Source organism: Enterobacter sp. DN, assembly GCF_046054285.1.
Lineage (GTDB): Bacteria > Pseudomonadota > Gammaproteobacteria > Enterobacterales > Enterobacteriaceae > Enterobacter > Enterobacter hormaechei_C.
Genome location: NZ_JBJJTG010000008.1, coordinates 179,304 through 202,390, shown reverse-complemented (window position 1 = coordinate 202,390; position 23,087 = coordinate 179,304). Strand labels below are relative to the sequence as shown.

The 23,087-nt window shown below is 56.7% G+C and carries 26 protein-coding genes and 1 pseudogene; 6 read left to right on the top strand and 21 right to left on the bottom strand.

The window, feature by feature from the left end; genetic code table 11:
* From ACJTMZ_RS18275 to fkpA, 9 genes and pseudogenes are all read right to left on the bottom strand, one after another.
* Positions 1-705, bottom strand: a pseudogene (locus tag ACJTMZ_RS18275) (GTP-binding protein); the annotation flags it as partial.
* Between the two features lie 69 nt (positions 706-774).
* A complete protein-coding gene (fusA, locus tag ACJTMZ_RS18270) occupies positions 775-2,889 on the bottom strand; it encodes an elongation factor G (RefSeq protein WP_006812195.1) in 2,115 nt (704 codons plus the stop codon).
* Positions 2,890-2,985: 96 nt separating this feature from the next.
* Complete coding sequence (rpsG, locus tag ACJTMZ_RS18265; RefSeq protein WP_003861706.1) at positions 2,986-3,456, bottom strand: 30S ribosomal protein S7; 471 nt, start codon at positions 3,454-3,456, stop codon at positions 2,986-2,988.
* A 96-nt stretch (positions 3,457-3,552) separates the two neighbouring features.
* Entirely contained in the window at positions 3,553-3,927 is a 375-nt protein-coding gene (gene rpsL, locus ACJTMZ_RS18260) for a 30S ribosomal protein S12 (protein WP_000246815.1), read from the bottom strand.
* A gap of 124 nt (positions 3,928-4,051) precedes the next feature.
* Positions 4,052-4,339: a sulfurtransferase complex subunit TusB gene (gene tusB / locus ACJTMZ_RS18255; protein WP_015571409.1), complete on the bottom strand. Its 288-nt coding sequence runs from the start codon at positions 4,337-4,339 to the stop codon at positions 4,052-4,054.
* A gap of 7 nt (positions 4,340-4,346) precedes the next feature.
* Positions 4,347-4,706 carry a sulfurtransferase complex subunit TusC gene (gene tusC / locus ACJTMZ_RS18250; RefSeq protein WP_003861700.1) on the bottom strand — a complete coding sequence of 120 codons (360 nt, stop codon included), beginning with the start codon at positions 4,704-4,706 and terminating at the stop codon, positions 4,347-4,349.
* Positions 4,706-5,092, bottom strand: coding sequence for a sulfurtransferase complex subunit TusD (tusD, locus tag ACJTMZ_RS18245; protein ID WP_015571410.1), 387 nt, complete (start codon positions 5,090-5,092; stop codon positions 4,706-4,708). The genes tusC and tusD overlap by 1 nt, the downstream gene beginning before the upstream one ends.
* Positions 5,092-5,814 (bottom strand): transcriptional regulator, encoded by a 723-nt coding sequence (locus ACJTMZ_RS18240; RefSeq protein ID WP_003861697.1) that lies wholly within the window; start codon positions 5,812-5,814, stop codon positions 5,092-5,094. The genes tusD and ACJTMZ_RS18240 overlap by 1 nt, the downstream gene beginning before the upstream one ends.
* Positions 5,815-5,981: 167 nt before the next feature.
* Positions 5,982-6,800, bottom strand: a complete 819-nt coding sequence (gene fkpA / locus ACJTMZ_RS18235; protein ID WP_015571411.1) for an FKBP-type peptidyl-prolyl cis-trans isomerase — start codon at positions 6,798-6,800, stop codon at positions 5,982-5,984.
* Between the two features lie 238 nt (positions 6,801-7,038).
* On the opposite strand from fkpA, the gene ACJTMZ_RS18230 reads away from it, so the two are divergent.
* Entirely contained in the window at positions 7,039-7,257 is a 219-nt protein-coding gene (locus tag ACJTMZ_RS18230; RefSeq protein WP_003861693.1) for a protein SlyX, read from the top strand.
* 51 nt (positions 7,258-7,308) lie between these two features.
* Here the strand turns inward: ACJTMZ_RS18230 and slyD are convergent, their stop codons facing one another.
* The 4 genes from slyD to kefG form a co-directional block, all read right to left on the bottom strand.
* On the bottom strand, positions 7,309-7,899 hold the full coding sequence (slyD, locus tag ACJTMZ_RS18225; RefSeq protein ID WP_003861691.1) for a peptidylprolyl isomerase: 591 nt from the start codon (positions 7,897-7,899) through the stop codon (positions 7,309-7,311).
* Between the two features lie 94 nt (positions 7,900-7,993).
* Positions 7,994-8,194, bottom strand: coding sequence for a YheV family putative zinc ribbon protein (locus ACJTMZ_RS18220; protein ID WP_003861689.1), 201 nt, complete (start codon positions 8,192-8,194; stop codon positions 7,994-7,996).
* A gap of 13 nt (positions 8,195-8,207) precedes the next feature.
* Entirely contained in the window at positions 8,208-10,013 is a 1,806-nt protein-coding gene (gene kefB / locus ACJTMZ_RS18215; RefSeq protein WP_032103994.1) for a glutathione-regulated potassium-efflux system protein KefB, read from the bottom strand.
* Positions 10,013-10,564, bottom strand: a complete 552-nt coding sequence (gene kefG / locus ACJTMZ_RS18210) for a glutathione-regulated potassium-efflux system ancillary protein KefG (RefSeq protein ID WP_252011017.1) — start codon at positions 10,562-10,564, stop codon at positions 10,013-10,015. The genes kefB and kefG overlap by 1 nt, the downstream gene beginning before the upstream one ends.
* A 132-nt stretch (positions 10,565-10,696) precedes the next feature.
* On the opposite strand from kefG, the gene ACJTMZ_RS18205 reads away from it, so the two are divergent.
* Both ACJTMZ_RS18205 and ACJTMZ_RS18200 read left to right on the top strand, forming a co-directional pair.
* Positions 10,697-12,601 (top strand): ABC transporter ATP-binding protein, encoded by a 1,905-nt coding sequence (locus ACJTMZ_RS18205; protein WP_017693878.1) that lies wholly within the window; start codon positions 10,697-10,699, stop codon positions 12,599-12,601.
* 15 nt (positions 12,602-12,616) lie between these two features.
* The gene (locus tag ACJTMZ_RS18200) at positions 12,617-13,549 is read left to right on the top strand and encodes a LysR substrate-binding domain-containing protein (RefSeq protein WP_017384171.1); all 933 of its coding nucleotides are present in this window, start codon (positions 12,617-12,619) and stop codon (positions 13,547-13,549) included.
* Between the two features lie 85 nt (positions 13,550-13,634).
* Here ACJTMZ_RS18200 and mdcH read toward each other — a convergent pair whose 3' ends face one another.
* The 8 genes from mdcH to mdcA form a co-directional block, all read right to left on the bottom strand.
* On the bottom strand, positions 13,635-14,531 hold the full coding sequence (gene mdcH / locus ACJTMZ_RS18195) for a malonate decarboxylase subunit epsilon (protein ID WP_032649703.1): 897 nt from the start codon (positions 14,529-14,531) through the stop codon (positions 13,635-13,637).
* Complete coding sequence (locus ACJTMZ_RS18190) at positions 14,531-15,148, bottom strand: malonate decarboxylase holo-ACP synthase (RefSeq protein ID WP_049134977.1); 618 nt, start codon at positions 15,146-15,148, stop codon at positions 14,531-14,533. The genes mdcH and ACJTMZ_RS18190 overlap by 1 nt, the downstream gene beginning before the upstream one ends.
* Before the next feature lie 2 nt (positions 15,149-15,150).
* The gene (locus tag ACJTMZ_RS18185) at positions 15,151-16,110 is read right to left on the bottom strand and encodes an AEC family transporter (RefSeq protein ID WP_000222846.1); all 960 of its coding nucleotides are present in this window, start codon (positions 16,108-16,110) and stop codon (positions 15,151-15,153) included.
* A 123-nt stretch (positions 16,111-16,233) separates the two neighbouring features.
* Positions 16,234-17,034 (bottom strand): biotin-independent malonate decarboxylase subunit gamma, encoded by an 801-nt coding sequence (mdcE, locus tag ACJTMZ_RS18180; protein WP_134690575.1) that lies wholly within the window; start codon positions 17,032-17,034, stop codon positions 16,234-16,236.
* Entirely contained in the window at positions 17,034-17,867 is an 834-nt protein-coding gene (locus tag ACJTMZ_RS18175) for a biotin-independent malonate decarboxylase subunit beta (RefSeq protein WP_032669055.1), read from the bottom strand. Before ACJTMZ_RS18175 ends, mdcE begins: the two co-directional genes overlap by 1 nt.
* Positions 17,860-18,159 (bottom strand): malonate decarboxylase acyl carrier protein, encoded by a 300-nt coding sequence (gene mdcC, locus ACJTMZ_RS18170; protein WP_000411786.1) that lies wholly within the window; start codon positions 18,157-18,159, stop codon positions 17,860-17,862. The genes ACJTMZ_RS18175 and mdcC overlap by 8 nt, the downstream gene beginning before the upstream one ends.
* 9 nt (positions 18,160-18,168) lie before the next feature.
* Entirely contained in the window at positions 18,169-19,026 is an 858-nt protein-coding gene (locus tag ACJTMZ_RS18165) for a triphosphoribosyl-dephospho-CoA synthase (protein WP_017384166.1), read from the bottom strand.
* A complete protein-coding gene (gene mdcA / locus ACJTMZ_RS18160) occupies positions 19,026-20,681 on the bottom strand; it encodes a malonate decarboxylase subunit alpha (RefSeq protein ID WP_015571421.1) in 1,656 nt (551 codons plus the stop codon). Before mdcA ends, ACJTMZ_RS18165 begins: the two co-directional genes overlap by 1 nt.
* 228 nt (positions 20,682-20,909) lie before the next feature.
* Between mdcA and ACJTMZ_RS18155 the strand changes: the two genes are divergently transcribed.
* The 3 genes from ACJTMZ_RS18155 to ACJTMZ_RS18145 are packed head-to-tail and all read left to right on the top strand — an operon-like array spanning position 20,910 to position 23,047.
* The gene (locus ACJTMZ_RS18155; protein ID WP_017693875.1) at positions 20,910-21,929 is read left to right on the top strand and encodes a hydrolase; all 1,020 of its coding nucleotides are present in this window, start codon (positions 20,910-20,912) and stop codon (positions 21,927-21,929) included.
* Positions 21,929-22,147 (top strand): YheU family protein, encoded by a 219-nt coding sequence (locus ACJTMZ_RS18150; protein WP_014171926.1) that lies wholly within the window; start codon positions 21,929-21,931, stop codon positions 22,145-22,147. Before ACJTMZ_RS18155 ends, ACJTMZ_RS18150 begins: the two co-directional genes overlap by 1 nt.
* A gap of 30 nt (positions 22,148-22,177) precedes the next feature.
* On the top strand, positions 22,178-23,047 hold the full coding sequence (locus ACJTMZ_RS18145) for a phosphoribulokinase (RefSeq protein ID WP_003861663.1): 870 nt from the start codon (positions 22,178-22,180) through the stop codon (positions 23,045-23,047).
* Positions 23,048-23,087 lie beyond the last annotated feature (40 nt).

The window sequence follows — 23,087 nt, the reverse complement described above, 5'->3', positions numbered from 1 at the left end:
GCAGCAGAACACCAACGTTCTCACCAGCACGGCCTTCGTCCAGCAGTTTGCGGAACATTTCAACGCCAGTACAGGTAGACTTCGCAGTCTCTTTGATACCAACGATTTCAACTTCTTCACCAACTTTGATGATACCGCGCTCTACACGACCGGTAACAACGGTACCACGACCGGAGATGGAGAATACGTCTTCGATTGGCAGCAGGAATGGCTTGTCAATCGCACGCTCTGGTTCTGGGATGTAAGAATCCAGGTAGCCAGCCAGTTCGATGATTTTCTCTTCCCACTCTGCTNTTTGTTCAGGAACACGATGATGTAAGGAACGCCTACCTGACGACCCAGCAGGATGTGCTCACGAGTCTGAGGCATAGGGCCGTCAGTCGCAGCAACAACCAGGATCGCGCCGTCCATCTGCGCAGCACCGGTGATCATGTTTTTAACATAGTCGGCGTGGCCTGGGCAGTCTACGTGTGCGTAGTGGCGAGTCGGGGTGTCATACTCAACGTGAGAGGTGTTGATGGTGATACCACGAGCTTTTTCTTCTGGTGCGTTATCGATCTGGTCGAAAGCACGAGCAGCACCGCCGTAGGTTTTAGCCAGTACGGTGGTGATTGCAGCAGTCAGGGTAGTTTTACCATGGTCAACGTGGCCGATAGTACCAACGTTGACGTGCGGTTTTGTACGTTCAAATTTTTCTTTAGACACGGCTATATTCCTTACTATAGTGCTCTCCCCTTCGGAGAGAGCACGGGACTTAGGTTTTAATCCTGTGGATTACTTACCACGGGCTTCGATAACGGCCTGAGCAACGTTGTTCGGCGCATCATCATACTTCAGGAATTCCATAGTGTATGATGCACGACCTTTGGTCAGAGAACGCAGCTGAGTTGCATATCCGAACATTTCAGACAGCGGAACTTCAGCGTGGATCTTAACGCCAGTTACTTCGGATTCCTGACCACGCAGCATACCGCGACGACGGCTCAAGTCACCGATAACGTCACCGGTGTTCTCTTCAGGAGTTTCTACTTCAACCTTCATGATCGGCTCAAGCAGAACTGGTTTTGCTTTCTTAAAGCCTTCTTTAAAGGCAATAGACGCAGCCAGTTTAAACGCCAGTTCAGAGGAGTCAACGTCGTGGTAAGAACCGAAGTGCAGACGAACACCCATGTCTACAACCGGGTAACCAGCCAGAGGACCAGCTTTCAGCTGCTCCTGGATGCCTTTATCAACGGCAGGGATGTATTCGCCAGGAATTACACCACCTTTGATGTCGTTGATGAACTCGTAACCTTTAGGGTTAGAGCCCGGCTCCAGTGGGTACATGTCGATCACAACGTGACCGTACTGACCGCGACCACCAGACTGCTTAGCGTGTTTACCTTCAACATCGGTAACTTTCGCGCGAATCGCTTCGCGGTAAGCAACCTGAGGTTTACCCACGTTCGCTTCAACGTTGAATTCACGCTTCATACGGTCAACGATGATGTCCAGGTGCAGTTCACCCATACCAGCGATGATGGTCTGGTTAGATTCTTCATCAGTCCATACGCGGAATGATGGGTCTTCTTTCGCCAGACGGCCCAGAGCCAGACCCATTTTTTCCTGGTCAGCTTTGGTTTTTGGTTCAACTGCGATGGAGATTACCGGCTCAGGGAATTCCATACGCTCCAGAATGATCGGGTGATCCGGGTCACACAGGGTGTCACCAGTGGTCACGTCTTTCAGACCGATAGCAGCAGCGATGTCGCCCGCACGAACTTCTTTGATCTCTTCACGTTTGTTAGCGTGCATCTGTACGATACGGCCAAAACGTTCACGCGCCGCTTTCACGGAGTTCAGGATGGTGTCACCGGAGTTAACCACACCAGAGTAAACGCGGAAGAAGGTCAGGTTACCCACGAATGGGTCGGTAGCAATTTTGAACGCCAGTGCAGAGAACGGCTCGTCATCACTTGCGTGACGCTCAGCCGGAGTATCTTTACCGTCGTCCAGGATGCCGTTGATCGCAGGAACGTCAACCGGGGATGGCAGGTAGTCAACTACCGCATCCAGCATCGCCTGAACACCTTTGTTCTTGAACGCAGAACCACAGGTTACCAGGATGATTTCGTTGTTCAGAACGCGCTGACGCAGAGCAGATTTGATCTCTTGCTCAGACAGTTCTTCACCACCCAGGTATTTCTCCATCAGCTCTTCAGAAGCTTCTGCTGCGGATTCGATCAGGTTCTGGTGCCATTCGTCAGCCAGGTCCTGCATCTCTGCCGGGATATCTTCGTATTCGAAGGTAACGCCCGCATCTGCTTCGTTCCAGTTGATGGCTTTCATTTTCACCAGGTCGATAACGCCGGTGAAACCTTCTTCAGCACCAATTGCCAGCTGAAGCGGAACAGGGTTCGCGCCCAGACGGGTTTTGATCTGGCCAACAACTTTCAGGAAGTTAGCACCCATACGGTCCATTTTGTTAACGAACGCGATGCGTGGAACTTTATATTTGTTTGCCTGACGCCATACGGTTTCAGACTGTGGCTGAACACCACCAACTGCGCAATAAACCATTACCGCGCCGTCAAGAACACGCATGGAACGTTCTACTTCGATGGTGAAGTCAACGTGCCCTGGGGTGTCGATGATGTTTACGCGATGCGGTTCGTACTGCTTAGCCATACCTGACCAGAATGCAGTAGTCGCTGCGGAGGTGATAGTAATACCACGCTCCTGCTCCTGTTCCATCCAGTCCATGGTGGCTGCGCCGTCATGAACTTCACCGATTTTATGGTTTACACCGGTGTAGAACAGAATACGTTCGGTAGTAGTGGTTTTACCGGCGTCGATGTGCGCACTGATACCGATGTTACGGTAGCGTGCGATGGGTGTTGTACGAGCCATTTGATTCCTCGTTTATATCTTTAGGCGTTCAGTTAAGTTACCCAGAGCGGGCGGCTTCTCTGAAGCGCCCGCCTGGTGACTACGACTCCGAAGGGATTACCAACGGTAGTGTGCGAACGCCTTGTTGGCTTCTGCCATACGGTGAACGTCTTCACGTTTCTTAACTGCGGTACCTTTGTTTTCCGCAGCATCAGAAAGTTCGTTCGCCAGACGCAGAGCCATGGATTTATCACCGCGTTTACGAGCAGCTTCAACGATCCAACGCATTGCCAGAGCATTACGACGAACCGGACGAACTTCAACTGGAACCTGATAAGTAGAACCACCAACGCGGCGAGACTTAACTTCTACAGTCGGGCGCACGTTGTCGAGAGCGACTTCGAAGGCTTCCAGTTCATTTTTACCAGAACGCTGAGCCAGGGTCTCCAGCGCGCTGTATACGATTGCTTCTGCGGTAGATTTTTTACCATCTACCATCAGGATATTTACAAATTTTGCCAGCAGTTCTGATCCGAATTTCGGATCTGGAAGAATTTTACGCTGACCAATGACGCGACGACGTGGCATGGGATTACTCCGTTGTTAATTCAGGATTGTCCAAAACTCTACGAGTTTAGTTTGACATTAAGATAAATCAGTTTGGCCTTACTTAACGGAGAACCATTAAGCCTTAGGACGCTTCACGCCGTACTTGGAGCGAGCCTGCTTACGGTCTTTAACACCTGAGCAGTCCAGCGCACCACGAACAGTGTGGTAACGAACACCCGGAAGGTCTTTAACACGACCGCCACGGATCAGGATCACGGAGTGCTCCTGAAGGTTGTGACCTTCACCACCGATGTAGGAAGTCACTTCGAAACCGTTAGTCAAACGCACACGGCATACTTTACGCAGTGCGGAGTTTGGTTTTTTAGGAGTGGTGGTATATACACGAGTACATACGCCACGTTTCTGCGGGCAGGCTTCCAGCGCAGGCACGTTGCTTTTTGCAACTTTGCGTGCACGTGGTTTGCGTACCAGCTGGTTAACTGTTGCCATTAAATAGCTCCTGGTTTTAGCTTTTGCTTCGTAAACACGTAATAAAACGACCTCATACAATATGAGGACGCGAAATTTTAGGGCTACGTCGAAAAGGTGTCAAGAAATATACAGCGATCTCAAATCACCAGTTCATTTGACTGGCGTGCGTCACAGTAAGATTGACGAAATCAGTATAGCCAACCACGTCAATTTTGGCTGAAATTTGACCAGAAAGACCCCGCGCATCCAGATCCTCTTTCAGCGCAGAGACTGTTATGGGGGCATTAGCGAGGATTTCAACAAAACGGCTGCCTTCAAGCGCCGCAAGCACGCCATCCTGAATCAGCAGCAGATCATCACCTTCGCGCAGCATGCTCAGTAACGTGTCGATATCGCATTGCCACGGTGAACGGCTCAGGGTATGGAGCATGACAGCCTCAGAAAGTCAGAACGGTATCGTAGTGAGAGAGTTGTTCGCGCAGCGCAGCAGATGTCAGGATCGTCACGTCCAGCACGAACGGTGTTTTCTCGTTTAACCCACGCGCGGCCAGCGAGTCGGCGCACACATAGAAGGTTTCAATGTCATAGAGCGGCAGAACTTTAAAGGTCGCAATGTAGTCGCGCGCAAGAATGGCCTGCGGTTGTTGGCCTGCCAGAAGCTGGAATACGCCATCGCCTAAAAAGAAGACGCCGATATCTTCGGTTAAAGCCGATGTCGCGAGCAATGCATCCAGCCCTTCCCGGCCTGAAGCGCTGCCATGCGGCGCAGAAGTAAAAACAAACGCTACGCGCTTCATCAAAATTGCACCACTCTGTCGCAGGTCAACGCCGCCTGTGCCAGGGCACCCAGTCCGCTGAGCGAAAAGCCCGGTTGCAGGTTAGCCCCCGCCAGACCAAGGCGTTCGGCTTCGGTCACATCCGTCACGCCGCGACGCAGTGCCGCCGCGACGCAGATATGCAGGTCAACGCCCTGCGTTTCGTTTAATTTTTGCCAGGCGCGCACGAGGTCAAACTCATCGCTCGCCGGAGACGTAAACTGGTTCGCGTTATATACGCCTTCGCGATAAAAGAAGACGCTTGCCAGTTCATGACCGGCATCAAGCAGCGCATGGGCAAACTGTAGCGCGCTGCTGGCCTGCTGGGTACCGTACGCCGGGCCCGTCACCATTAACGCAAAACGCATTACTTGTCTTGTCCCAGGAAGTCGCCGCTTTTGAACTGGCGAATATAGAGGTAAACCGTGTGTTTGGAGATATTCAGGCGATCGGCCACCTGGTTGATGGCATCTTTGATATCAAAAATCCCTTTCTCATAGAGGTTCAGGACGATCTGACGATTCTTGGCGTTGTTGGATACGTTGCGATCGGCATTCACCTCTTCAATGGTGAACTCCAGCGTCTGGGTCACGAGATCCTCAACCGAAGAAGCAAAGTTCACCGATGAGCCCACGTCCGGCGTTTCGGGCGGGATGAAGGTGCTCATGATTTGCGAGAATGGCACATCAAGGTTCATGTTGATGCACAGCAAACCGATTACCCGGTGTTCGCGATTTCGAATCGCGATCGTTTCTGATTTCATCAGCACGCCACTTTTGGCGCGGGTGAAATAGCATTTTGAGACGCTGCTGTCCGCGCCGGTCATGTCATGCAACATACGCAATGCAAGGTCGGTGATTGGCGAGCCAATTTTACGGCCAGTGTGCTCGCCATTCGCAATGCGGATAGCGGAACACTTAAGATCTTGCAGGGAATGCAATACGATTTCGCAGTGGGAACCAATGAGCATCGCTAACCCGTCCACTACCGCTTCATAGGATTTCAGAATATCGAAGTCGGTCTGGTCAAATGGACGTTGATCCAGCAAATCAAGTTCACTGGTTTCGTTGGTTAAAAGCGACCTGGACATGAAAAAAACACTCCTTTTCAGGAGCCTGTCGTTAGGTTTTCAGGGCAGGCTCATTATCTACACGGACAACTAAATTAATACAGCGTGTATAACGCTTTCCAGTGTTAATTATATCTGCCCCGCAATAAAAAAACCGCCGCCTGTAAAGGCGGCGGTTTTTTTCAGGATTACTTCTTAGCTGCTGCGGCTTTGTCGTCAGCCGGTGCGTCTGTTTTCGCATCCGCTTTCGGCGCCGGTTTGATGTCCAGCAGTTCTACATCAAATACCAGCGTGGAGTTAGCCGGGATACCCGGAACGCCGGTTTTGCCGTAAGCCAGATCCGGTGGGATGACCAGCTTGATTTTACCGCCTTTCTTGATGTTCTTCAGGCCTTCGGTCCAGCCCGGGATCACACCATCCAGACGGAAGGAGAGAGGCTCACCACGGGTATAAGAGTTATCGAACTCTTTACCGTCGATCAGCGTACCTTTGTAGTTCACCACAACGGTGTCGCTGTCTTTAGGCGCGTCGCCGGTACCTTCTTTCTCAACTTTATAGATCAGGCCAGTAGAAGACGTTTTAACGCCTTTCTCTTTAGCGAACTTGTCGCGGTAGGCTTTGCCTTTCGCTTCGTTATCTTTAGCGTCTGCTTCCATCTTGGTCTGCGCGGCGCCTTTCACGCGCGCTTCAAACGCTTGCAGAGTCTGCTCGATTTCCTGGTCAGACAGTTTGCTCTTGTCTGCGAACGCATCCTGAACCCCTGCGATCAGCTGGTTTTTGTCCAGTTTGACGCCCAGTTTCTCTTGTTCTTTCAGAGAGTTTTCCATGTAACGACCCAGAGACGCGCCAAGTGCGTAGGCGGATTTCTGGTCGTCATTTTTGAATGCCGCTTTGCTGTCTGTAGTCGCAGCAGGCTTCGCAGCAGTATCAGCAGCGAAAGACAGCGGCGCATTGAGCGCTACAGCCATAGTGGTCGCCAGCAGCGTAACTTTAAACAGTGATTTCATCCATATCTCCAGGACCTGAGGTCTCTCACCCCAGTGTTAAACGTAAATGAGTGACGTACTATAAAACGTTGCGGAAGAAATCTACAGACAGACTCCCCCGAATGTCGCTTCTTTTCAGACTATTTTTGTTTAAATAAGTTTCTTGTCAGGGAGATGGATACTGTACTTAAGGAAAAAGTCAGCTAAACTTCGCCGCCGCTGGTCCATTATGGCGAATGAGAGATAAACGAGGTGAATGATGAAGGATACAACGATCGAAGCGAGACTGGCTGAGCTGGAAAGCCGCCTGGCTTTTCAGGACATCACCATCGAAGAACTGAATCAGACCGTGACGGCCCATGAGCTTGAAATGGCAAAACTGCGCGATCACATGCGCCTGCTGACGGAAAAGCTGAAGGCCACGCAGCCGTCAAACATTGCCTCTCAGTCAGAAGAGACGCCACCACCTCATTATTGAGGCGTAAAAAAAGCGGGATTATCCCGCTTTTTTATTTTCCGGAGTACGGAATCAGTGGCAACCGCAGCCGCCGTTACCGCAACCACCTTTACCGTGGCCGTGGTCATGACCATGGTCGTGGCCGTGACCACCACAGCAGCCATCGTGGCCGTGATCGTGGTCATGATCGTGACCGTGCGCACCGTGAACGTGGCCATGAGCCAGCTCTTCTTCGGTCGCTTCACGGATCGCAACAACTTCTACGTTGAACTTCAGGTTCTGACCCGCCAGCATGTGGTTGCCGTCAACCACAACGTGGTCGTCTTCAACTTCAGTGATTTCAACCGGAACCGGACCCTGGTCAGTTTCCGCCAGGAAGCGCATGCCAACCTGCAACTCGTCGACGCCCATGAATACGTCTTTAGGAACGCGCTGAACCAGGTTGTCATCATACTGACCGTAAGCGTCGTTCGCGCCTACAGCAACGTCGAATTTGTCGCCAACTTCATGGCCTTCCAGCGCCGTTTCCAGGCCGGAAATCAGGGAACCGTGACCATGCAGGTAGTCCAGCGGCGCACTCACCGGAGACTCATCAACCAACACACCGTCTTCTGTACGTACCTGATAGGCCAGGCTGACCACCAGGTCTTTTGCTACTTTCATGATATCTCCTGAGCGTGGGAAAATTGCTGGCGCAGATTGTAGCGGAAATCTGCACCCGTGTACCCTTAAGCTTAAAAAAACTCAGAGCATATCGCTAGTCTGGATGAAAAATGCCGATCACTTGCTCTTCTTTGCGAACGTGATCGCGGGCTTCTTTATCGGCCTCACGCATCTGGTGACCGCACTTAACACATTCAACGATATCGATATTATTTTCACGCCACATGGCCAGCGTATCTTGCGCCTGGCAGGATGGGCATTTTGCGCCCGCGATAAAGCGTTTACGTACAGCCATCTTTCGTTACCCTTTATTCAAATTCATCCCAGCCGTCGAGCTGGCGTCGTTCCTGTTGCATCTCACGCTGGAAGATCTCCTCCAGTTCGCGACGCGCTTCCCGAACGCGGGAGATCTGCGCCGTGTCGCTGTGCACGGGCATCAGTTCACGCAGCATTCGCATATCCAGCCGGCGGAAATGCATCTGGGCGCGTTGCGCCTGGTGAGGATGCATACCCAGCGAAACCAGCGCCTTGCGTCCCAGCTCCAGCGCGCTGGAGAAGGTTTCGCGGGAGAAGTGTTTCACACCCGCCTGCAAAAGTTCGTGAGCCTCCACACGTCCACGCGCACGCGCCAGAATATGCAGATGCGGGAAATGCTGCTGGCACAGCTCCACCAGCTTCATCGTGTCTTCCGGATCGTTGCAGGTGATGACGATGGACTCCGCAGCCTCTGCCCCCGCCGAGCGCAACAGCTCAAGCTGCGTCGCATCGCCGTAGTACACCTTATAACCATATTTGCGCATCAGGTTGACGGCGCTGATATCGCGCTCCAGCACCGTAATGCGCATTTTATTCGCCATCAACAGGCGACCAATCACCTGTCCGAAGCGACCAAAGCCCACGACGATCACCTGCGGTTTATCATCTTCCACCCACGGCGCTTCGTCTTCATCGTCTGCGGGATTCAGGCGGCGCGACAGCAGTTTGTCCACCAGCTTCATCAGCAGCGGGGTGGTCATCATCGACAGCGTAACCGTCACCAGCAGCAGCGCCATCTGGTCATCTTTGAACAGCTTCTGAGACGACGCCGTGGAAAACAGCACAAACGCAAATTCTCCACCCTGGCTTAACACGCTGGAAAACTGCATTCTTTCCGAGCTGCGCAGCCCGTAAATCCTCGCGAGGAGATACAGCACCAGCGTTTTGACCGCCACCAGCACGGCGACACTCGCAATAACCCACAGCAGATGGGTATAGAGCACGCCAAGATTAAGCGCCATACCCACCGAGATAAAGAACAGCCCTAACAGCAGCCCCTTAAACGGATCGATGGCGGTCTCCAGCTCGTGGCGGTACTCGCTTTCCGCAAGCAGCACCCCGGCGATAAACGTCCCAAGCGCCATCGACAGCCCCAGCGCATCCATAAACAGCGCTGAGCCAAGCACCAGCAGCAGCGTTGCGGCGGTGAATACCTCGCGCACGCCGGATGCGGCAATAAACCGGAATACCGGACGCAGTAAAAACCGTCCGCCGATCAGCATCCCCGCGAAGGCCAGCACCTTCATGGAGATCTTCATCCAGTCGAAATGATCGTCTCCGGAGCCCGCCAGTAGCGGCACCAGCGCCAGCGCCGGGATCACCGCTAAATCCTGGAACAGCAGCACCGAAAAACCCAACTGCCCCGCCTCGTTGCGGTTCATCCCTTTGTCGCGCATCAGCTGAAGCGCCATCGCCGTCGACGACATCGCAAGACCGATCCCGCCAATCACCGCGGCCTGCCAGGAAAACTGCGTCAACATCAGCAGTCCCGCGAGAATGGCCGCGCTGAGTAACACCTGCGCCGCCCCGACGCCAAAAATAGATTGCCGCAGTTGCCACAGCTTGGCGGGGTTCAGCTCCAGCCCGATGATAAACATCAGGAAGACCACGCCCAGCTCGGAGAAGTGGAGAATTTCATCCACATCGCTGATAAATCCAAGCCCCCAGGGGCCAATGGCGATCCCTGCCAGCAAATAGCCCAGCACCGCGCCAATGCCGAGACGCGCAGCAAGCGGGACCGCGACGACGGCGGCAAACAGAAACAGCACCCCGGCAAGGAGTAAATTCGAACCGTCCATTAGCGTCCTCCCGCCGGAATCGGTGACGCCAGCCATTCGCCATAGGCCCTGGCATGGCTCGCCAGTGCTTTCGGCTCCTGTCGCCGTGCCCAGTAGATAATAATCGGGCTCATCCAGTGCATACGGCACATCGCCGCCGTCAGCTCAAACGGCCGCAGAATGTCGCTCATGGGGTAACGGTTCAGCCCGTCGTGACGGTAAGCGCTTTCCGGCTCACCGGTGGTAATGACACTCCGCCAGTACTTTCCCGCCAGTTGGTTGCCCCCCACCCCGCTGGAGAAGCCCCGGCTCAGCACGCGGTCCAGCCACTCTTTGAGCAGCGCCGGACAGCTGTAGGTATAAAGCGGATGCTGGAACACAATCACGTCGTGCTGACGCAGCAGTTCCTGCTCGTAAGGAATATCGATAAAAAAATCAGGATAGTGCGCGTAGAGATCGTGCACCGTTACGTTACTGAGCTGTGTGGCCGGCTTAAGCAGCACCCGGTTCGCCACCGAGTCCTGTGATTCCGGATGGGCATACAGCAGCAGCACTTTCGCTGTCTGAGACATCACTCCCCTCCCGGTTCTGTTTTTGTGTATTGTTGTCGTTTTGGGCTACCATGGCGGCCCGGTGGGGAAAATGGCCCACACCTTACATTATCATAATGACAAATTAACATAGTCGGAACATACGGCGCTTCTATGATTGTTTTCTCCTCGTTACAAATTCGTCGCGGCGTGCGCGTCCTGCTGGATAACGCGACTGCTACCATCAACCCGGGCCAGAAAGTGGGGCTGGTCGGCAAAAACGGCTGCGGTAAATCCACCCTGCTGGCGCTGCTGAAAAACGAGATAAGCGCGGATGGCGGTAACTTTACCTTCCCGGGCAACTGGCAGCTCGCTTGGGTGAACCAGGAGACGCCCGCGCTGAGCGAACCCGCGCTCGACTATGTTATCGACGGCGATCGTGAATACCGCAAGCTCGAAGCGGAGCTCAACGCCGCCAACGAACGTAACGACGGCCACGCCATCGCCACCGTCCACGGCAAGCTGGACGCCATCGATGCCTGGACCATTCGCTCCCGTGCCTCCAGCCTGCTGCACGGTCTGGGTTTCAGCAACGAACAGCTTGAACGCCCGGTGAGCGATTTCTCGGGCGGCTGGCGCATGCGCCTTAACCTGGCCCAGGCGCTGATCTGCCGCTCCGACCTTTTGCTGCTCGATGAACCAACCAACCACCTCGATCTTGATGCGGTTATTTGGCTGGAGAAGTGGCTCAAGAGCTATCAGGGCACTCTGATTCTGATCTCTCACGACCGCGACTTCCTCGATCCGGTAGTTGATAAAATCATTCATATCGAACAGCAAAGCATGTTCGAATACACCGGCAACTACAGCTCTTTCGAGCGCCAGCGCGCGACGCGCCTTGCCCAGCAGCAGGCGATGTATGAAAGCCAGCAGCAGCGCGTGGCGCACCTGCAAAGCTTTGTGGATCGCTTCAAGGCCAAGGCGTCAAAAGCCAAGCAGGCGCAGAGCCGCATCAAGATGCTGGAACGCATGGAGATGATCGCCCCGGCGCACGTGGATAACCCGTTCCACTTCAGCTTCCGCGAGCCGGAGAGCCTGCCGAACCCGCTGCTGAAAATGGAAAAAGTGAGCGCGGGCTATGGCGATCGCATTATCCTCGACTCTATCAAGCTCAACCTGGTGCCAGGTTCACGCATTGGTCTGCTGGGACGTAACGGCGCCGGTAAATCGACGCTGATCAAGCTGCTGGCGGGCGAGCTTAACCCGGTCAGCGGCGAAATCGGCCTGGCGAAAGGCATCAAGCTTGGCTACTTCGCCCAGCATCAGCTGGAATTTTTACGCGCGGATGAATCGCCGATCCAGCACCTGGCGCGCCTGGCGCCGCAGGAGATGGAGCAGAAGCTGCGCGACTACCTCGGCGGCTTTGGCTTCCAGGGCGATAAGGTGACTGAAAACACCGAGCGCTTCTCCGGCGGCGAAAAGGCCCGTCTGGTGCTGGCGCTGATCGTCTGGCAGCGTCCAAACCTGCTGCTGCTTGATGAACCGACCAACCACCTCGATCTCGACATGCGCCAGGCGCTGACCGAAGCGCTGATAGAGTTCGAAGGGGCGCTGGTTGTCGTATCGCACGACCGCCACCTGATCCGCTCCACCACCGACGATCTCTACCTGGTGCACGGTGGCAAAGTGGAGCCGTTCGACGGCGATCTGGAAGATTACCAGCAGTGGCTGACGGACGTGCAGAAGCAGGAAAACCAGCCGGAAGAGTCAGCGAAAGACAACGCCAACAGCGCCCAGGCGCGTAAAGACCAGAAGCGCCGTGAAGCGGAACTGCGCACCCAGACGCAGCCGCTGCGTAAAGAGATTGCCCGTCTCGAAAAAGAGATGGAGAAGCTCAACGCCACGCTTGCTGCCGTCGAAGAGAAGCTGGGCGACAGCGAACTGTACGATCAGAGCCGCAAAGCGGAGCTGACGGACTGTCTGCAAACTCAGGCGAAAACCAAATCCAGCCTCGAAGAGTGCGAAATGGCATGGCTGGACGCGCAGGAACAGCTGGAAGCGATGCTGCAAGCCGACTAACACGCCGGGAGGGTTATGGGCTTCGATACCACGAGCGAGATTACATTCCGTAAGCTCAGCATCTTCATGACGTTCATGGAGAAGGGCAATATCGCACGTACCGCCGAAACGCTCGGCCTGAGCGGTGTCAGCGTGCACCGCGCGCTGCATACCCTCGAAGAGAACGTCCGCTGCCCGCTCTTTGCTCACAAAGGGCGTAACCTGATTGCCCTCCCCTCCGCGTGGACGCTGCTGGAGTATTGTCAGGAGGTGATGCAGGTGATGGAGCGCGGGCTGGAAGAGTCGCGCAAGATCGCCGGTATCGGCCAGGGACGGTTGCGCGTCGGCACGCTCTACTCGCTGACGCTGGAAACCGTGCCGCGCCTGATAATGGGCATGAAGCTGCGCCGTCCGGATCTGGAGATGGATCTGACGATGGGCTCGAACGAAACCCTGCTCCATATGCTGGATGAGGGATCGCTGGATGCGATTTTAATCTCTATTTCCGAAAGCGATATCGACCGTAACAGCCTCGAAGTGCTTCCTCTGTTCCATGACGATATTTTCCTTGCCGCACCGGCCTCTGCCACGCTGAATACCAGCGGCCCCGCCGATCTGCGTGATTACAAAGATCAGAAGTTTGTCGCCCTCGCGGAAGGGTTCGCCACTTACGCCGGGTTTCAGGAAGCGTTTCATATCGCCGGTTTCGAGCCGGAGATTGTGACGCGCGTGAACGATATCTTCTCGATGCTGAGTCTGGTGCAGGCGGGGGTCGGGTTTACGCTGATGCCGGGCAGGATGAAGAAAGTGTATGAAAATTCGGTGCAGCTACTGAAGCTGGCGCAGCCGTACCAGATGCAGCAGCTGATCGCGATTGTCTTTGCCCGCAACCGCGAGCAGGATCCGAGCCTGCGGGCATTGGCCGCGGAAGGGCGGATGTATGCGAGAAGTTTGCAGGATAGTGCCTGATGTTATTGCCCGGTGGCGGCTGCGCCTTACCGGGCCTACTCCCGAATTGTAGGCCCGGTAAGCGTAGCGCCACCGGGCTAAAAACTCATGCACGAAGCCGACCCGCCAGATGCACCGCCACGTCCACCCCGCTGCGCTCCAGCGAAATGGATTCGCCTTCCCACGCCGCCTGCCGCGTCAGACAGGTCAGGATGCCCCCTGGCGGCATCTCAATCGCCAGCCGCGCTTCACGCTCGTTAGCGGAAATCACCGCCTCCTGCCAGCGCACGGTTCGCGCCATATTCATCGCCAGATCGTCGGCAATTTTCTCCGGCTGCCAGAGCACGCGTCCGGTACTGCCGCTCAGGTACGCACAGCGCGGACGTGAAAGCGTGACCGAATTAAATGCTGCCACCAGCTTCTGCGCCGGTTCCGCCAGCAGTTCACAGTGCGACGGTACGCTCACCGCCAGCCGCTTAGCCTTGCTCGCGCCTTTTGCCAGGGCGCGCTCCGCCACCTGCGCCATGCCGTCATCGGTTCCGGCAATCACGATCTGCGTTTCGGCGTTCAGGTTAGCAATATAGGTTCCTGTCCCCTGAATCAGGTTTTCCACCTGGGGCAGGGTCAACCCCATAATCGCCGTCAGGCCGTAACCGTGCGGGTAAGCCTGCTCCATCAGATCGCCGCGCAACGCCACCAGCTTCAGCGCGTCCGTAAAGTCCAGCGCACCGGCGATAACCGCCGCAGGATAAGCGCCAATGGACAGCCCGCTGACGATATCCGGCGACACGCCGCGACGTTCCAGCTCGCGCGCCCACGCCACGCCGGCAATCAACAGCGAAAGCTGAACCGCACGGGTGTGGGTTAACGAGCATGCGCTGTCCAGGGTATCGACTTCCGCCCCCAGCACAGCACGGGCCTGCTCCAGCTCCGTTCCCGGCAGGTTTTGCAGCATACCTTCATGCTGTGTGCCCTGCCCCGGAAAGGTAAACAGTATTTTCATTACTCCTCCCTGTGCCATGGATCCGCCACCAGGCGCGGTCCACATTGCGTTTTTAGCAGCGTTTTGCCGTCGCGTAACCATTCCGCCAGCGCGAATCCGCCCTCGGGCGTGTCCACCTGCGTATCCGCCCGGCACAACGCACGGCTGAGCTGAGCCTGCCAGCCAGTAAACGCCTCAGGGGAAACGGCACACGGGGCGCGGATGAGCAGATCGAGATCGCTGTCGGCGTGGATCACCGGAATGCCGGTCGCCAGCGCGTAACCCGTACTGCCGGTTATCCCCCACGTCCACGTCCACGACTGCTGCGCAAGCTGAAGCGCCACCTGAACCGGCGGCTGAGTGATAAACGGCGAACGCAGCAGGTCGGCGGCAACGCTCAAATCTTCGGGCGACACCACGCGCAACACGTTCTCAGGCTTCACCCATCCGCCCGCCCGCTGGTCGCGGCGCAATCCGCGCACGCCAACGGGAATACGGCCTTCATTATCAACATCACGCCGCACCACTACCGGTAGTCCGGTATGCCAGGCCGCGTCCACCCAGGATTCGGTAACCCCTTCCAGGGCGTCGCGCGCGGTAAGCCAGATGAGGTCGTGTGGGCGTAATGTTGTGGTCATGATTACATTCCTGAAGTCAGCGAGATAAACAGCGGCAGCGACAGGATACACAGTACGGAGCTCAACAGCAGCACGGCTTCAGCATCCGGCGACTGCACGCCAAAGCGGTTACCGAACACCACGCCAAAGAAGCCCGCGGACAGCGCAATCATCAGGATGGCGGTGATCGCCACGGAGCCGTGCAGACCGAAGATTAAAACGATACCCCAGGCGATCGCTGGCTGGATCAGCAGCTTGGCGATAGTGGAAGTGATCACCATGGTGTTGATCTGAAGTTTACGCGCGGAGAGGATCACCCCGGTCAGGAACAGCGCCGCAGCGGTCGCAGACAGTCCCAGCGGTTTAATCGCCGCCAGTACCAGCTCCGGCATTTTGATGCCGATAGCGGACAGGATCACACCCAGCAGCGGGCCCATCACGATCGGTTTTTTAATGGAACGCCACATCAGCACCGGCAGCATGGAAAGCGTTGAACCCGAGTTATTGCCTTCGGCGCGGGCTTTCTCACGCTCCAGAATCAGCAGGCAGAACGGGGTCATCAACACTGAACCACAGGCGATGGAGACCGCCACGGACAGTGAGGTTGAAGGGCCTTCGCCCAGCACGCTGCCCAGAATCGGCAGGCCAAGCGCCGCGTAGTTTGGCAGGGCGACGGTAAGCGTCAGCACGGCCGCATCCTGCGGGGATTTTTTAAACACTTTCGTCGCGAGGAAGTAGATGACCGCATAGGTGATCCACATCGCCAGGGTGAGCACCAGGATCAGCGGCGACTGCGCCACGATGCCGGTCCACGGGGTTTGCACGGTGGCGCTGAACAGCGCAGCCGGGAGTGCAAAATCCATCACGAAGATATTCAGCAGGGAAACATTTTTGTTATCGACCATCTTTGCCTTACCGGCCCAGAATCCCAGCAGCATGATGACGAAAATCGGTGCAAGAGCATGAACAATTACGTAAGTCATAAATCACCTGTAGTAAAAAAGTTTAAGCACTGGCGCGATGTTTATTATTTTCAGGATGCAGGTTCCCGCGTGGACGCAACGGGCGCGCCCACGGGGTGATGCATCTGGCAGGTCTCTTTTTACTTACCAGCTGGCTCGCATACGTTCACGTACGAGCGCCGAGCTGCGGCGGTTGTCAGCACCCAGACGTTTTTTCAACGTGGTGTCCTGACGAGCGTCGCTGATGGCCTGTTGCAGGGTGGTTTTCACCCGCGTCAGATCGCTTTCGGTAGGGGCATCCGGATTGCTGATATCCAGCAGGTCGGAAAGCAGCCCCAGCGTGGCGTAGTTGCTGATGTCATACGCCATTGGCGGAATGGTTGCAGCCAGTTTTTCCAGCGCCTCAACGGTACGCAGCGTAATGCGCGCCGCAGACTCTTTGCCCATGGCATGGATCAGCACGCCTTTATCGTTGAAGGCAATCAGACGGTTAGCCTGGTAGCCGTGCGCCAGAAACGCGCCGGACATGGCCTTACCGACGATAAGACCAATCACCGGATGACCCGCCAGCCGCGCATTAGCGTAGGCGGCAGCGGCGCCGGCCAGCGCCTGGTGGATACCAAACGCCTCTTCGCGACGGCCATAGGCCTGGCTTGGGACGTCGATTACCGCCACAATCGGGCGCTTCACGGCTTTGTCTGCGTCGGCGGCGACGGTTTCGCTGACTACTTTTGCCAGCGTCCATCCTTCCAGCAGGCCGACTTCACCCTGCGCCGCGCGCGGGAAGTGGTTGTTGGCGTCCGGCACCACGGCGACAAAACGCACCGTTTCACCGTTTAGCTCGCCGTCTGCGGCCTGCACGGACGGGCATAACCCCTCCAGACGTTTCGCGTTCGGGGCCAGAGTTTCCAGCCAGAGTTCGCCACGGCTAATTGCGTTAGTCATCATTTCACCTCCCGGGCAAAAAGCGCTTTAATCTGTTCGGCATCGGCCTGTTTGCGGGTGTCGAAATTCGTCAGACGGTTCAGGTAATCGTCGTAGTTATCGGTGCGATGTTTCGCCGGTACGCCTTTGGCGATGGCGTCGTTCATCGCGGCTTTCACCGCGTTCACGCCGTCGCCCACCAGCGCGTCCACCAGCCCGCTTTCAAAGCGTACTTCGCCGCCGGTCATGCTCCAGATAAACGGACGGTCGCGGGAGTCATACTCTTCAATGCCCGCTTCCTGCTCGATAACCTGCGGACCGTTGAGGCCGAGCCGCGCTTCGCGGGTCACAATCAGGTAGCTGCACAGCGCCGCGGCGATAGACATCCCACCGAAGCAGCCCACGGTCCCGGCGACAATCCCGACGACCGGGGTATAGCGACGCAGGTCAACGATCGCGGCGTGGATATCGGCAATCGCCGCCAGGCCGAGGTTGGCTTCCTGCAAACGTACGCCGCCGGTTTCGAGGCACAGCACCGCCTGAGTCGGAATGCCGTTGCGGTTATCTTCCGCCGCCAGCTCCAGCGCCGCCGCCATTTTGGCGCCGGACACTTCGCCCATGCTGCCGCCCTGGAAGGTGCCTTCAATCGCCACCACCACCGCAGGCTGGCCGTTGATGGTCCCTTTCGCGACCACCATGCCGTCATCGGCCTGAGGAACAATCCCCTGTGGCCCAAGCCACGGAGAGATAATGCCTTCAAACGGATCCAGCAGTTCGCGGTAGCTGCCGTCGTCGAGCAGCGCCTGCGCACGCTGGCGCGCTTTTAATTCGATAAAGCTGCTGTCATCACGCATGGTTCACCCCTTCAAAAACCTGTTCGATACGAATGCGTGCCACGCCCGGCGTCGCGCCGAAGTCGTGGATGGTCAGCTTACCTGCGGGCAGGCTGCTGACGGTTTGCAGGCGGTTGAACAATGCCTCCCAGCGCCCGCGGCTGTTGTCGACGGAGGTGGTGATATCAATGGTTAAGGTCTGGCCCGGTTCGGCGGTGAAAAGCACCTCCATATCCCCGGAACCGACGACCCCTGCCAGCGCCCTGCCGCTTACTTCGCGGCTGGCGGGCACGGTCAATGTGATTTTTTCCATAACATCCTCTTAATGCTTTGAATAGGGCGTTTCGGCGCGGTCAAGAAACAGCGTGGCGGCAAGCAGGTCTGCGGCTCCGCCCGGCGAGGCGTTAAGCGCCAGCATCTGACGGTCTAACCGCGCCAGCGCCTGCTGCCCCGCGAGGGTTGCGCATCCTCCGGCGTTCAGCACCGCACGGGCGCCGTTCTGCATGGCGTCCAGCCCCTCCATGCCGGCGCGCGACAGCACGCAGGTGTCGGTGAGCGAGGTCATGATCGCCATCAGCGCGTCGAGTCTGGCCTGCGTTTCGCTGCTGCCGTTGAGACGGCTGAGGCGAAGCTGCGGCAGCGCGCGTTGCATGATGTGCGGAAACGCCTGCTGAGCCTCTTCACGCGCGCCCGGCACACGGTAGCGGTGCGTGACGCGTAACCCCTTGCTGAACACTTTCGGCGCCGCGTCATCCGGCAGCTTCGCCAGCTGAGCGGCGGTGTTCGCGACGGTTTGCGCCCTGGCATCGCCGCCCAGCATCGCCACCGCGCTCACCAGCAATCCCAGCGCCCAGATCGCGCCACGGTGCGTGTTCACGCCGTCGGTAGCGGCCATCATCTGCCGTTCACCTTCGCGACCCAGGCGGCCAACGGTTTGCCTGAGGGCAATATCCGCCGGACGCTGCCAGCTCTGCTGCGCCAGCGCCTGAAACGTGGGGGTCAGGCTGTGAGCGGAGCGCTCCATCAGCGCAAGCGATAAATCGTGGTGCGCGCCGTTCCCCCGGCTGTCCACCAGACCGGGCTTCGGGCTTAAACGTGCTTCGTCAATCAGACACTGCGTGGCGGTTCGCGCCAGCCATTCGGCACCGCCTTCAACCTGGATCTGGGGCAGAAGTTTCATTACCAGCTCCGGAATTTCGCAGGTGGGTTGTAAAGACCGCCGGACCATTCCACCAGGTCCGCGACGCTACCGGCCGCCAGCAGCGAACGGGTGGCATCGGTGCGGCGAATGCCCATATCTTCCGGATACACAACCTTGCCGCTCTGGCGCAGTTCCGCCACGCGTTTGGCGTCAACGCCCAGACCGATATCGGTGATACCCGCCACGGCGGCGACCATGGCGCGACGCTCTTCCAGATCTTTCGCCCGGTAGAGGTAAGCAATCCCCTCTTCCGTCAGCACGTGGGTGACGTCATCGCCGTAAATCATGACCGGCGCCAGCGGCATACCAGAGGCTTTCGCGACCTCAACGGCGTCGAGTTTTTCCACGAAGGTTGGCTTCACGCCCGCCTGGAAGGTTTCCACCATCTGCACGACCAGCTTTTTACCGCGCTGCATCGGGTCAGGCTCGGTGATCATGTTCAGCCAGGCCGGTGTGGCGTGGCGACGACCGTGCGGATCGTGGCCCATGTTTGGCGCGCCGCCGAAGCCGGAAAGACGGCCGCGGGTCACGGTTGAGGAGTTAGCGTAACCGTCGACCTGTAGCGTGGAGCCGATAAACATATCGACCGCGTACTGACCTGCCAGCTGACAGAAGGCGCGGTTAGAGCGCATGGAGCCGTCGGCACCGGTAAAGAACACGTCAGGACGGGCGCGGATGTACTCTTCCATTCCCAGCTCGCCGCCGAAGCAGTGGACGCTCTCCACCCAGCCGCTTTCGATGGCCGGGATCAGCGTTGGATGCGGGTTCAGGGTCCAGTGTTTACAGATTTTGCCTTTGAGTCCGAGCTGTTCGCCGTAGGTTGGCAGCAGCAGCTCGATCGCTGCGGTGTTAAAGCCAATCCCGTGGTTCAGGGACTGCACCTGGTGTTCAGCGTAGATGCCTTTAATCGCCATCATCGCCATCAGGATATGTTCCTGTTTGATCAGGCGCGGGTCACGGGTGAAGAGCGGTTCGATAAAGAACGGCTTATCGGCAACCACCACAAAATCAATCCACGAGCCCGGAATATCCACACGCGGCAGGTCGCACTCGTCGTCCACCAGCTCGTTCACCTGCGCGATGACGATGCCGTCATGGAACGCGGCGGCTTCCACCAGCGCCGGAGTATCTTCGGTACTCGCCCCGGTATAAAGGTTGCCTTTGCGGTCCGCTTTAAAACCGGCAATCAGCGCCACGTTTGGCGATAGGTCGACGTATAAACGTGAGTAGAGTTCGATGTAGGTGTGAATCGCCCCGATTTCGAGCTGACCATCCTCCAGCAATTGGGAGATTCGCAGGCTTTGCGTACCGGAGAAGGAGAAGTCCAGCTTGCGGGCGATGCCTTTCTCAAAGATGTCCAGATGTTCGCTGCGGCCCACGCTCGGCATGATCATATGCAGATCGTGCACGATTTGCGGGTTCACTTCCGCCAGTGAACGGGAAAGGAAATCCGCCTGCTTCTGGTTGTTGCCTTCCAGAACGACTTTGTCGCCTGGTGCGATCAGTTTTTCCAGCATGGCGACAAGATCGCCGGTTGGCAGTACCTTGCCCTGCACCGGTACGGACGCCAGACGACGCGCTTTCTCACTGCGTCGGGTGTTCCATTGCCGGGTGGGTGTTTGCCCAGATAACATTATTAACCTCCTGATTCAGCACATCATTCTGATTTGCTTAACGTTGAGTAAAGTGTGCGCTCTGGTGAGAAAGGCATCAATTAAGCGTAGAGCCAAATCATTAGCCTGAGAGTAATAATCAAGGTAAATATTTGTGATCGGGATCAGTTCATGTTTCGGAAAAACGGGCTAAACGGGGTACAATTCGGAAGGTATAGTTAATTTCTGACAAGAATCAGCATCGCCCTTATGACCCAAATCATTCCCTCAGACTTCGACATTGCAGCCGAAGAGAGCGCAGAGTTCGTGCCCATGCGCGGTGTGGCTAACCCTCACCTGCAAACCATGCTGCCGCGCCTGATCCGCCGCAAGGTACAGTTCACCCCGCACTGGCAACGGCTGGATTTGCCGGACGGCGATTTTTTGGATCTCGCCTGGAGCGAAGATCCGGATCGGGCCAGACATAAACCCCGTCTGGTGGTGTTTCACGGTCTGGAAGGCAGCCTGCACAGCCCTTACGCACACGGTCTCATTGAGGCGGCGAAAGCCCGCGGCTGGCTTGGGGTAGTGATGCATTTTCGCGGATGCAGCGGCGAGCCTAATCGTCAGAAACGTATTTATCACTCGGGTGAAACCGAGGACGGTACCTGGTTCCTGCGCTGGCTAAGAGACAATTTCGGCGAGGCGCCAACGGCAGCGGTGGGGTATTCGCTGGGCGGCAATATGCTGGCCTGCCTGCTGGCGAAGGAGAGCGACGCCGTACCGCTGGATGCGGCGGTGATCGTCTCTGCGCCCTTTATGCTGGAGCAGTGCAGCTATCATATGGAAAAGGGGTTTTCGCGAGTGTACCAGCGCTACCTGCTCAACCTGCTGAAAGCCAACGCCGCGCGCAAGCTGAAGGCCTATCCGGATACGCTGCCTGTGACGCTGCAACAGCTCAAACGCGTGAAGCGCCTGCGCGAGTTTGATGATTTGATCACCTCGAAAATTCACGGCTTTGCCGATGCGATTGACTATTACCGTCAGTGCAGCGCCATGCCTTTACTGAACCAAATCACGAAACCTACGCTGATTATCCACGCCAAAGATGATCCGTTTATGGATCATCACTCGATTCCGGCGCCCGATCATCTGCCGGCCAACGTGGAGTATCAGCTCACCCAATTCGGGGGACACGTCGGCTTTGTCGGCGGCACGCTGCGTCGGCCAAAAATGTGGCTTGAGACGCGTATTCCCGACTGGTTAACGGCTTATCTGGACGGTAAATAATGATTATTCCCTGGCAGGATCTCTCTCCCGACACGCTCGATAATCTGATTGAAAGCTTTGTCTTGCGCGAAGGCACCGATTATGGTGAACATGAACGTTCGCTTGAACAAAAGGTCAACGATGTTAAGCGCCAGCTTAAAAGCGGCGACGTGGTGCTGGTATGGTCCGAACTGCATGAGACGGTCAATATCATGCCCCGCAACGCGTTTCACGGCTGATCTTTACACTTTTCCAGTCAGGGAGTTGCTATGTCTGCCAGACATCCGGTTATTGCCGTTACGGGTTCGAGTGGGGCGGGAACCACTACCACCAGCCTCGCCTTCCGCAAGATCTTCGCCCAGCTTAACTTACGGGCGGCAGAGGTAGAAGGCGACAGCTTTCACCGCTACACGCGCCCGGAGATGGATATGGCCATCCGCAAGGCGCGCGATCTGGGTAAACACATCAGCTACTTCGGCCCGGAGGCCAATGACTTCGGCCTGCTGGAGCAAACCTTCCGTGAATACGGGCAAAGCGGTACCGGGCAGTCCCGCAAGTATCTCCACACCTACGATGAAGCCGTGCCCTGGAACCAGGTCCCCGGCACGTTCACGCCCTGGCAGCCGCTGCCGGAACCGACTGACGTGCTGTTTTACGAAGGATTGCACGGCGGCGTGGTGACGCCTCAGCACGACGTGGCGCGCCACGTGGATTTGCTGGTGGGGGTGGTGCCGATTGTTAACCTTGAGTGGATCCAGAAGCTGACGCGTGACATGAGCGAGCGCGGCCATTCGCGAGAGGCGGTCATGGACTCGGTGGTGCGCTCCATGGAAGATTACATCAACTTCCTGACGCCGCAGTTCTCCCGAACCCACATTAACTTCCAGCGCGTCCCCACCGTGGACACCTCTAACCCGTTCGCTGCAAAAAGCATCCCGTCGCTGGACGAGAGCTTTGTGGTGATCCACTTCCGCAACCTGGAAGGCATTGATTATCCCTGGCTGCTGGCGATGCTACAGGGTTCGTTTATTTCGCACATGAATACGTTAGTGGTACCGGGCGGAAAAATGGGGCTGGCAATGGAGCTGATCATGACACCGCTGGTGCAGCGGCTGATGGAAGGAAAGCAGATCGCGTGAATTGTTTTGCCCGGTGGCGCTGCGCTTACCGGGCCTACGG

Excerpts from the sequence above, each read along its gene's own strand:
- fusA (WP_006812195.1), bottom strand. The coding sequence starts at position 2,889 with ATGGCTCGTACAACACCCATCGCACGCTACCGTAACATCGGTATCAGT.
- rpsG (WP_003861706.1), bottom strand. The coding sequence starts at position 3,456 with ATGCCACGTCGTCGCGTCATTGGTCAGCGTAAAATTCTTCCAGATCCG.
- rpsL (WP_000246815.1), bottom strand. The coding sequence starts at position 3,927 with ATGGCAACAGTTAACCAGCTGGTACGCAAACCACGTGCACGCAAAGTT.
- tusB (WP_015571409.1), bottom strand. The coding sequence starts at position 4,339 with ATGCTCCATACCCTGAGCCGTTCACCGTGGCAATGCGATATCGACACG.
- tusC (WP_003861700.1), bottom strand. The coding sequence starts at position 4,706 with ATGAAGCGCGTAGCGTTTGTTTTTACTTCTGCGCCGCATGGCAGCGCT.
- tusD (WP_015571410.1), bottom strand. The coding sequence starts at position 5,092 with ATGCGTTTTGCGTTAATGGTGACGGGCCCGGCGTACGGTACCCAGCAG.
- ACJTMZ_RS18240 (WP_003861697.1), bottom strand. The coding sequence starts at position 5,814 with ATGTCCAGGTCGCTTTTAACCAACGAAACCAGTGAACTTGATTTGCTG.
- fkpA (WP_015571411.1), bottom strand. The coding sequence starts at position 6,800 with ATGAAATCACTGTTTAAAGTTACGCTGCTGGCGACCACTATGGCTGTA.
- ACJTMZ_RS18230 (WP_003861693.1), top strand. The coding sequence starts at position 7,039 with ATGAAGGATACAACGATCGAAGCGAGACTGGCTGAGCTGGAAAGCCGC.
- slyD (WP_003861691.1), bottom strand. The coding sequence starts at position 7,899 with ATGAAAGTAGCAAAAGACCTGGTGGTCAGCCTGGCCTATCAGGTACGT.
- ACJTMZ_RS18220 (WP_003861689.1), bottom strand. The coding sequence starts at position 8,194 with ATGGCTGTACGTAAACGCTTTATCGCGGGCGCAAAATGCCCATCCTGC.
- kefB (WP_032103994.1), bottom strand. The coding sequence starts at position 10,013 with ATGGACGGTTCGAATTTACTCCTTGCCGGGGTGCTGTTTCTGTTTGCC.
- kefG (WP_252011017.1), bottom strand. The coding sequence starts at position 10,564 with ATGTCTCAGACAGCGAAAGTGCTGCTGCTGTATGCCCATCCGGAATCA.
- ACJTMZ_RS18205 (WP_017693878.1), top strand. The coding sequence starts at position 10,697 with ATGATTGTTTTCTCCTCGTTACAAATTCGTCGCGGCGTGCGCGTCCTG.
- ACJTMZ_RS18200 (WP_017384171.1), top strand. The coding sequence starts at position 12,617 with ATGGGCTTCGATACCACGAGCGAGATTACATTCCGTAAGCTCAGCATC.
- mdcH (WP_032649703.1), bottom strand. The coding sequence starts at position 14,531 with ATGAAAATACTGTTTACCTTTCCGGGGCAGGGCACACAGCATGAAGGT.
- ACJTMZ_RS18190 (WP_049134977.1), bottom strand. The coding sequence starts at position 15,148 with ATGACCACAACATTACGCCCACACGACCTCATCTGGCTTACCGCGCGC.
- ACJTMZ_RS18185 (WP_000222846.1), bottom strand. The coding sequence starts at position 16,110 with ATGACTTACGTAATTGTTCATGCTCTTGCACCGATTTTCGTCATCATG.
- mdcE (WP_134690575.1), bottom strand. The coding sequence starts at position 17,034 with ATGACTAACGCAATTAGCCGTGGCGAACTCTGGCTGGAAACTCTGGCC.
- ACJTMZ_RS18175 (WP_032669055.1), bottom strand. The coding sequence starts at position 17,867 with ATGCGTGATGACAGCAGCTTTATCGAATTAAAAGCGCGCCAGCGTGCG.
- mdcC (WP_000411786.1), bottom strand. The coding sequence starts at position 18,159 with ATGGAAAAAATCACATTGACCGTGCCCGCCAGCCGCGAAGTAAGCGGC.
- ACJTMZ_RS18165 (WP_017384166.1), bottom strand. The coding sequence starts at position 19,026 with ATGAAACTTCTGCCCCAGATCCAGGTTGAAGGCGGTGCCGAATGGCTG.
- mdcA (WP_015571421.1), bottom strand. The coding sequence starts at position 20,681 with ATGTTATCTGGGCAAACACCCACCCGGCAATGGAACACCCGACGCAGT.
- ACJTMZ_RS18155 (WP_017693875.1), top strand. The coding sequence starts at position 20,910 with ATGACCCAAATCATTCCCTCAGACTTCGACATTGCAGCCGAAGAGAGC.
- ACJTMZ_RS18150 (WP_014171926.1), top strand. The coding sequence starts at position 21,929 with ATGATTATTCCCTGGCAGGATCTCTCTCCCGACACGCTCGATAATCTG.
- ACJTMZ_RS18145 (WP_003861663.1), top strand. The coding sequence starts at position 22,178 with ATGTCTGCCAGACATCCGGTTATTGCCGTTACGGGTTCGAGTGGGGCG.